General features: G+C 56.9%; 8 protein-coding genes, 1 tRNA gene and 1 pseudogene. 2 read left to right on the top strand and 8 right to left on the bottom strand.

Going from position 1 to position 7901, the window contains the following annotated elements; all coding sequences use genetic code 11:
* From eno to uvrB, 5 genes and pseudogenes are all read right to left on the bottom strand, one after another.
* Window positions 1-551: pseudogene (gene eno, locus HF921_RS06450) on the bottom strand (phosphopyruvate hydratase); the annotation flags it as partial.
* Window positions 548-1393: a 3-deoxy-8-phosphooctulonate synthase gene (kdsA, locus tag HF921_RS06445; RefSeq protein WP_215849704.1), complete on the bottom strand. Its 846-nt coding sequence runs from the start codon at window positions 1391-1393 to the stop codon at window positions 548-550. The pseudogene eno and the gene kdsA, both read right to left, overlap by 4 nt.
* Window positions 1390-3027, bottom strand: coding sequence for a CTP synthase (locus HF921_RS06440; protein WP_215849703.1), 1638 nt, complete (start codon window positions 3025-3027; stop codon window positions 1390-1392). The genes kdsA and HF921_RS06440 overlap by 4 nt, the downstream gene beginning before the upstream one ends.
* Window positions 3028-3247: 220 nt before the next feature.
* Window positions 3248-4300 (bottom strand): NAD(P)-dependent alcohol dehydrogenase, encoded by a 1053-nt coding sequence (locus HF921_RS06435; RefSeq protein ID WP_308164111.1) that lies wholly within the window; start codon window positions 4298-4300, stop codon window positions 3248-3250.
* A 101-nt stretch (window positions 4301-4401) separates the two neighbouring features.
* Complete coding sequence (gene uvrB / locus HF921_RS06430; RefSeq protein WP_215893540.1) at window positions 4402-6429, bottom strand: excinuclease ABC subunit UvrB; 2028 nt, start codon at window positions 6427-6429, stop codon at window positions 4402-4404.
* Window positions 6430-6563: 134 nt separating this feature from the next.
* Between uvrB and HF921_RS06425 the strand changes: the two genes are divergently transcribed.
* Window positions 6564-6640, top strand: a tRNA-Arg gene (locus HF921_RS06425).
* Window positions 6641-6825: 185 nt separating this feature from the next.
* The gene (locus HF921_RS06420; RefSeq protein WP_215893539.1) at window positions 6826-6993 is read left to right on the top strand and encodes a hypothetical protein; all 168 of its coding nucleotides are present in this window, start codon (window positions 6826-6828) and stop codon (window positions 6991-6993) included.
* A gap of 64 nt (window positions 6994-7057) precedes the next feature.
* Here HF921_RS06420 and HF921_RS13530 read toward each other — a convergent pair whose 3' ends face one another.
* The 3 genes from HF921_RS13530 to HF921_RS06405 form a co-directional block, all read right to left on the bottom strand.
* On the bottom strand, window positions 7058-7330 hold the full coding sequence (locus HF921_RS13530; RefSeq protein ID WP_081258051.1) for a BrnA antitoxin family protein: 273 nt from the start codon (window positions 7328-7330) through the stop codon (window positions 7058-7060).
* Entirely contained in the window at window positions 7299-7619 is a 321-nt protein-coding gene (locus tag HF921_RS06410) for a BrnT family toxin (protein ID WP_196762886.1), read from the bottom strand. The genes HF921_RS13530 and HF921_RS06410 overlap by 32 nt, the downstream gene beginning before the upstream one ends.
* A partial coding sequence (locus tag HF921_RS06405; protein WP_215893538.1) for an integrase core domain-containing protein occupies window positions 7616-7901 on the bottom strand: 286 nt, incomplete at its 5' end. The genes HF921_RS06410 and HF921_RS06405, both read right to left, overlap by 4 nt.

Below are 7901 nucleotides of genomic sequence, written 5' to 3'. Positions count from 1 at the left end.
TGTTCCACCCCCATCTGCAGCGCCTCTGAGAAGGACTCCGCACCCGCCGGGATCAGCATAAATTCCTGCATGTCCACGTCATTATCGGCATGGGCACCGCCATTGATGACATTCATCATGGGGACGGGTAACTGCAGCGGACCCAAACCACCAATGTAACGATACAAGGGCTGACCAGCGGCGTGGGCGGCGGCGTGGGCAGTCGCCAATGAAACGCTCAGGATCGCGTTGGCGCCGAGACGTGCCTTATTTTCGGTGCCATCCAGGGCGCAGAGGGCGGCGTCAATATGCTCCTGCTCTTCGGCTTCCATGCCGAGGAGTAAATCCTGGATCTCACCGTTGACGTGCTCCACGGCTTTGCGCACCCCCTTGCCACCGTAGCGCTGGCCCCCGTCACGCAATTCTACGGCTTCGCGCTCACCGGTAGAGGCGCCACTGGGAACAATAGCACGACCCATAGCACCATTTTCCAGATGGACTTCGGCTTCCACCGTGGGGTTACCACGCGAATCGAGAACTTCACGGGCTTGTATGCGGACGATGGTGTTCATGCTAACTCCTCAGGATGGTTTTCAGGAAAATCTTGGTCTTTCACGAGATGATCAATCCGCTGGAGGACACGCAACAGGCTCTCCATACGTCCCAGCGGCCAAGCGTTGGGGCCATCGGACAAGGCCTGCGCCGGATCAGGATGCGTTTCCATAAAAAGCCCTGACACACCTGCCGCCACGGCTGCGCGCGCCAGCACCGGGATAAATTCACGCTGGCCCCCGGATCGATCGCCCTGACCACCCGGGAGTTGTACCGAATGGGTTGCATCAAAAACCACAGGGCATCCGGTCTGGCGCATCACTGCGAGGGAACGCATATCCGACACGAGGTTGTTATAGCCGAAGGAGGCACCGCGCTCACAGACCATAATCTGGTCATTGCCGGTGGCTTTGGCCTTGTTGGCGACGTGCAGCATATCCCAGGGCGCGAGGAACTGGCCTTTCTTGATGTTGACTGGCTTACCGGCAGCAGCGACGGCCTGAATGAAATCGGTCTGCCGACAGAGGAAGGCCGGGGTTTGCAGCACATCGGCCACTTCCGCCACGGCCGCCACATCTTCTTTTTCATGAACATCCGTAATGACCGGCACACCTGCTTCCCGGCGGACCTTTTCGAGAATGCGCAGTCCTTCGTCCCTACCGGGTCCTCGGAAACTCTGCCCCGAAGAGCGGTTCGCCTTGTCATAGGAACTTTTATAAATAAAGGGGATACCGAGGCGCGCACAGATATCGCGCAGAGCCTCCGCCGTGCGCAACGCCAGGGATTCGCTTTCGATCGCACAAGGTCCGGCAATCAGAAAGAATGGGTGCTGCAGACCTGCCTCGAAGCCACACAGCTTCATGCTGCAGTCTCCCGTTCCCGATGCGCGATGGCGGCGCGCATAAAGGCATCAAACAATGGATGTCCCTCACGCGGATTACTGGTGAACTCCGGGTGAAACTGGCAACCCAGAAACCAGGGGTGGTCCGGCAACTCCACTACTTCCACCAACTCGGTATCCGCAGAGAAACCCGTGTAACGCAACCCCGCCGTGGCCAACGAATCGCGGTAACGGTTGTTGAACTCGAAGCGATGGCGATGTCGCTCGTAAATCCGCTCCTGCCCATAAGCTTGTGTCGCCAAACTGCCGGGTTCCAGTCGGCACTCTTGCTCACCCAGCCGCATAGTGCCGCCCAGATTACCGCCCTCCTCCCGATACGCCTTATGACCTTCGGGATCGGACCACTCGGTCATCAGCGTAATGACCGGCGCCGGAGTCTGGGGGTCCAGCTCTGTACTGTTGGCATCCCTCAGCCCGGCGCAATGCCGGGCGAACTCAACGACCGCCAACTGCATGCCGAGGCAAATACCGAGATAAGGCACCTTCTGCTCCCGTGCGTAGCGAATGGAGGTGATTTTGCCTTCAGTGCCACGTCCGCCGAAACCGCCGGGCACCAGAATAGCGTCTGCTTCCGCGAGCATCTCCGTCCCCCGCATCTCAATATCTTCCGCATCCACATAAAGGAAGCGCACACTCCGTCGCGCCCGTAAGCCCGCGTGAAGCAACGCTTCGGCCAATGACTTGTAAGACTCGGTAAGTCCCACATATTTGCCCACGAGGGCAATCACCACCTCACCTTCCGGATGTTCCAGGGCATCTATAATGCCATTCCATACCGAAAGATCGGGGGCTGGCACCTGCAGGCCGAGAACCTGCACCACCAAATCATCCAGACCCTGCGCATGGAAAAGCAATGGAATACGATAGATGCTATCGGTGTCGATGGCGGAAATGACCGCCCTTTCTGGCAGATTAGAAAAGAGCCCGATTTTAGCCCGGTGATCGGCAGGTATAGGCCTGTCGGCACGGCAGAGCAACACATCCGGCTGAATACCGATGGCACGCAGTTCGCGCACCGAGTGCTGAGTCGGCTTGGTTTTCATCTCTCCGGCAGATGCCAGGTAGGGTACCAGCGTCAAATGCATGAAGAGGGTGTCACCATGTTCCTCCTCCACCGCCATCTGCCGGATCGCCTCCAGAAAGGGCTGCGATTCAATGTCACCGACGGTACCACCGATTTCCACCAGCGCCACATCGGCATTCGCCGCACCCAGCCGGATGCGCCGTTTGATCTCATCGGTGACATGCGGGATGACTTGCACCGTACGTCCCAGATAGTCACCGCGCCGCTCTTTTTCAATAACGGTCTGATAAACCAGGCCCGTGGTGAAATTATTGCGCTTGTCCATCCGCGTCGAGAGGAATCGCTCGTAATGGCCCAGATCCAGATCCGTTTCCGCACCGTCGGCCGTGACGAAAACCTCACCGTGCTGAAAGGGGCTCATGGTACCTGGATCGACATTGATGTAGGGGTCTAACTTGAGCATGGTGACCTTCAACCCACGCGCCTCCAGCAGTGCACCAAGAGCTGCGCCAGCAGCACCCTTGCCCAGAGAAGAAACCACCCCACCTGTTACGAAAATGTATTTGCTCATAGGACTCGCAGTGCGCGCATTTAACCTGCGCATGGTAGCCAATTCGGACGCGAGGCACAACGCGAACCGCCCTTCTGCGACAGCACGCGGGTAGCTCCTGCTGCCTTGACGTTTTTCACCTTGAAACAAAAAACACGCCGGACTGTCGTTTATCACTTCAGCCCGGCGTGCCCTTCACTCTTCTGGCAATCTGGGCCGATCATCTCCGGCCCTGGGGAGATTATTTCAGCGTCGCCATGTCAATCACAAAGCGGTACTTCACATCGCTCTTCAGGATTCTTTCGTAGGCGGTATTGATGTAGTCCATGGGGATCATCTCGATATCCGACCCAATCCCATGCTGCGCGCAGAAATCCAGCATCTCCTGCGTTTCCCGAATGCCACCAATAAGGGATCCCGCAAGTTGCCGGCGCTTAAAAATCAGGTTGAAGACTTCCGGTGACGGATGGGGCTCTGCCGGCGCACCCACCAGCGTCATCGTACCATCCCGCTTGAGCAGGTTCAGGAAGGCGTCCAGATTATGAGACGCCGCCACGGTATTGAGGATAAAGTCGAAGCTGTTGGCATGGCTGGTCATTTGCGCGTCATCTTTGGAGATGCAGACCTCATCCGCCCCCAGCCGCTTACCATCCTCCACTTTGCCGGGGGAGGTGGTGAACAGCACCACGTGGGCACCCATGGCGTGCGCCAACTTGACGCCCATATGACCAAGGCCGCCCAGGCCCACAATGCCGACCTTTTTACCCGGTCCGACACCCCAGTGGCGCAGGGGCGAATAAGTGGTGATACCGGCGCAGAGCAGCGGTGCCACACTCGCCAGATCTTTTTCATCATGCTGAATCTTCAGCACAAAGGATTCTTTGACCACCACACTCTGGGAATAGCCTCCGTAGGTATTTTCGCCGCCGAATACCGGGCCATTGTAGGTTCCGGTGAATCCATTATCGCAGTACTGCTCCTCACCCTCGTCACAGGACGGACAGTGCCCGCAACTATCCACCATGCAACCGACACCGGCGAAATCACCGACTTTAAAATTTTTGACATCCTTACCAACGGCAACGACGCGACCCACAATTTCGTGACCGGGAACGGAGGGATACAGCGTGTTTTTCCATTCATTCCGAGCGGTGTGCAAATCGGAATGGCAGACACCGCAAAAGAGTATATTTATCTGAACATCATCAGGACCCGGCTCACGACGCAGGACTTCGTAGGGCGCCAACGGACTGCTGGCGGTCTGAGCAGCATAGGCTTTAGCCTTAATCATCATGTTCTCCTATCGTTGCATACCGTCCGGTTGGTTTACAGGATAGGCAATGCCCTACGCGTCGTCAAGTTGCAGGGCGTGCTTTTGTCCTTATGAGTCGCACTTCAGTCCTCTTCCAGAGATACCGGCAGATCGGTGCCCAGCAGACGGGTCTCCAATTTTTTGATATCGTCCCGCAGCGCCGCCGCCTGTTCAAACTCCAGGTTGCGGGCGTGACGGTACATGGCCTCCTCCAGCTCCTTGATTTTCTTGGCAACAGCTTTGGGGTCATTGAGCACGCGGTAATCCGCACTTTTTTCCGCGGCGCGCGCGGCGGGTTGCGCATTGCGCCGATAGACCCCTTCAATCATGTCCGACACCGGCTTGATGATGCCGCGCGGGGTGATGCCATGCGCCGTATTGAACTGCAACTGCTTCTCCCGGCGGCGGTCGGTTTCAGCCATGGCCCGGGCCATGGATTTGGTGATGCTATCCGCGTAGAGAATGGCCCGTCCGTGCAGGTTACGCGCGGCGCGCCCGATGGTCTGAATCAACGACCGCTCCGAGCGCAGGAAGCCCTCCTTATCCGCATCCAGAATGGCGACCAACGCCACCTCCGGCATATCCAGGCCTTCCCGCAGCAGGTTAATCCCAATCAGCACATCGAACACCCCGGCGCGCAGATCGCGAATGATCTCCACCCGCTCCACCGTCTCGATATCAGAATGCAGGTAACGGCATTTGATACCCAGTTCATGGAGATAATCGGTCAAATCCTCGGCCATCCGCTTGGTCAGCGTCGTCACCAGAATGCGCCAACCGGTACGCACAACAATGTTGATTTCACTGATCAGATCATCGACCTGGCCCTTTGCCGGGCGGACGTCCACAGCCGGATCGACCAGACCAGTGGGCCGTACCACCTGCTCCACCACCTGTCCAGAGTGCTCCAGTTCGTAGGGACCAGGCGTTGCGGAAATAAACACGGTCTGCGGCATCAGCGACTCGAATTCAGGGAACGTCAGGGGCCGGTTGTCCAGTGCCGAGGGCAGACGAAAACCATATTCCACCAGGGTTTCCTTGCGCGAACGGTCGCCCTTGTACATTCCCCCGAACTGCGGGACGGTCACATGGGATTCATCCATAAACAGCAGGGCATCCTTGGGGAGGTAGTCCATCAAGGTCGGCGGCGCCTGGCCGGGCACCCGTCCCGAGAGGTAGCGGGAGTAATTCTCGATCCCCGAGCAATACCCCAGCTCGGCCATCATCTCCAGATCAAAGCGGGTGCGCTGCTCCAGCCGTTGCGCCTCGACCAATTTGTTGGCGCGGCGCAGGTCGTCCAGACGCGAGCGAAGTTCATCTTTAATAGCGTCCAGCGCCGCGAGAATGGTCTCGCGCGGGGTGACGTAGTGGCTTTTGGGATAGATGGTGTAACGCGGCAAACGGGTGATGGTCTTGCCGGTCAGAGGATCAAAGAGCGAGATACGCTCCAGTTCGTCGCCAAAAAGCTCAATCCGAACGGCTTCGTCCTCACTTTCTGCGGGCCATATGTCGATGACATCACCGTTGACGCGAAAGGTGCCGCGCTTCATTTCCAAAGGATTGCGGCTGTATTGCATCTCCGCCAGACGCTTGAGGATAACGCGCTGATCCATGGTGGCGGACTCGCGCAGATGCAAAATCATACCATGGTAGGAGGCCGGATCACCCAAACCGTAGATAGCGGAAACGGTGGCCACGATGATGACGTCCGGCCGTTCCAGCAGGGCCTTGGTGGCGGAGAGGCGCATCTGCTCGATGTGGTCATTGATGGCGGCGTCTTTTTCGATGAAGGTGTCGGAGGACGGAACGTAGGCCTCAGGCTGGTAGTAATCGTAATAACTGACGAAATACTCCACGGCATTGTGGGGAAAAAACGCGCGCATCTCCGCGTAGATCTGCGCCGCCAGGGTCTTGTTGGGCGCCATGATGATGGCGGGCCGATGAGTGCTTGCGATAACGTTAGCCATGGTAAAGGTCTTGCCAGAACCGGTCACCCCCAACAGGGTCTGGAAAAATTCACCAGAGGCAAGGCCGTTCACCAACAACCGTATGGCCTCCGGCTGGTCGCCCTGCGGTGGGAAACTGCTCTCCAGGGTAAAGCGCTTATCCATGCTCTGCTCCGATCGGCCTATACCACCAACCATACACGCTGGCAGCCGTCAGCGAAAAGGGGCACGCACCGGCTTCCCTGACCGCCACCGCTCCTCTACAATGACGCGGACGATTTATTGTCGGATTATCCCTTGCGCCTGTAGCTCAACCGGATAGAGCAACGGCCTTCTAAGCCGTAGGTCGGGGGTTCGAGTCCCTCCAGGCGCACCAAATAAAACAAAGGCTTAGGTTATTCTCCTGAGCCTTTTTTCAAAAATGCACCACCAAAATACACCAGTGCCACACTCACAGGCTATTCCTTCGTGTTATCAGGGAGTTGAAATTTTCAGCGGCTTGTTTAGTGCTTTCGGAAAGCATATACAGGATCTTCGCTCACTTGATGGTAGGGAGGTCTTATGTGGAAAACTAGCATGGTCTTGATGTCTTATCTTTTCTCTTCTGCGGCAATGGCTACCACGTATGTGGGTCAGCACGGAGCCATGGATGGCAATGACACGCTGACGCTGACGCATGGTCAGGCAGTTATTGTAGCTGGACACTTTCTGGGCCATTTCCGGCCCTGAATCTGTCCACTAACCCGTCCAGATTTCAGTTTCCACAAAACCCCATACGTTCAGCTACGCACTGTTATACCCTATGGTGTATCTCCAGCCATTCCTTCAGCGCTGCATCAATGCGGGTCTGCCAACCTGGACCTGATGCCCGGAAGCGGGCAACAACCTCTGGTGAGAGCCGCATGGTAACGCGCTCCTTGACTGGAGCCTTCTGTGGCCCTCGCGTGGATAGCTTGGCCTGCAAAGAACCTGGCAGGGAGCTGAACGAATGGGCACTGGCAAAATCCTCCGTCGTCCATTCTGGATTACCGTTCTCAGACTCCCGATGAATGTCTGCTGCTTTCATAACGCTTGATCTCCCTGCGATTCGCTTTCCGAAAACTGATCACCCGAATACCTGCGGCCTGTTCCACAAAGACCAGTGCATATAAGCGACCATCTAATTTCCCCATAGCCCGGATCCGGGTCTCGCCATACTCGTGGCGATCGTCCACGCGATAGAGCGCGGTGTGGAAGTCAAAATCTACCGCCCGATCAAAACTGAGGCCGCGCTCTTGAATGTTGTGGGCATTTTTTGCCGGATCGTAGGTGATTTCCATTGCTTTTATTGTACGCACAATCTGCACATAGGTCACGCGCCTGTCACAAAACGGCATCGGCATGACATGCCCATCTCACAACGGACCGTTTTTGAGAGGCTATGGTTAAACCAATGCACCCATTCCAGGGTGGCCAGTTCCAGGGACGCTTTGGTTTTCCAGGGCGCACGACGATGGATCAGTTCGGCCTTGTACAGTCCATTGATGGTTTCTGCCAGGGCGTTGTCGTAGCTGTCTCCCTTGCTCCCCACAGAGGGTTCAATGCCAGCCTCGGCAAGCCGTTCTGTATAGCGGATGCTGACATATTGCGAACCACGG

It is taken from the genome of Acidithiobacillus ferriphilus, from assembly GCF_018854775.1.
Taxonomy (GTDB): Bacteria; Pseudomonadota; Gammaproteobacteria; order Acidithiobacillales; family Acidithiobacillaceae; genus Acidithiobacillus; species Acidithiobacillus ferriphilus.
This window is presented reverse-complemented; position numbering and strand designations above follow the sequence as displayed.